Genomic DNA, 670 nt, shown 5'->3' with positions numbered 1-670 from the left:
TATCTAATTGAACCCGTTCGGATGACGTAACTTTGGAGACAGGCATCCCTACGCTTGAGCACGAGTCGCCATCTTCCGTGGTCATGCCAATAAACCGAATGTAGCGGTTGTAGTAACGAGGGTCACGCAGCACTTTCATATCATCAGATTGACAGTTGAAGTCGAGCTGGGCGATCTGTTTGATAATGGCACTCTCTAAAAACGTGGATCTGTGAGCTAAGTATTCAACCACCGTTTTGATTTTCGCCTCTTTGATATACCCAACATATAAATTTGACAAGGCATTAAAAGCGACAGCAAAAATAATGATGGGGACTAGCCCTATTAAGATGGCATTTCTTATTGTCTTATTAGCCAAAACTCCTCCTAATGTTCTGCCACGAACAATTTTCAGTAAGCAGGTTCACTATCTCACTTTAATAAGTGGAAAAGTGGGGATGGACTCTCAATCGCAAAGAATAAGTGATTGAGCGGCAATTATTTGCTGAGACTACTGCTGCACATTAGCTTTTACAACTCTCTCGCAGGAGATTATGAGCTAATAATGATAGCAATTGACCTTTATTATATACGCAATGGCTGATCGCAAGCGGGAGACTGTTTTCTTCTGCTCTTTTGCGTGGAATCTAAATTTCCAACTCTGTCTTGCCAAAAACGAAAAAACCACCTT

Annotated in this window: 1 pseudogene; it reads right to left on the bottom strand. The window is 41.5% G+C overall.

Going from position 1 to position 670, the window contains the following annotated elements:
• Positions 1 to 358 (bottom strand): annotated as a pseudogene (locus R7O13_RS27565) (EAL domain-containing protein); the annotation flags it as partial.
• Positions 359 to 670: the final 312 nt, after the last annotated feature.

The sequence above is a fragment of the Vibrio sp. Y176 genome (genome assembly GCF_033438945.1).
The sequence above is the reverse complement of the archived record's forward strand: the minus strand, read 5'-3'. Positions and strand labels throughout refer to the sequence as shown.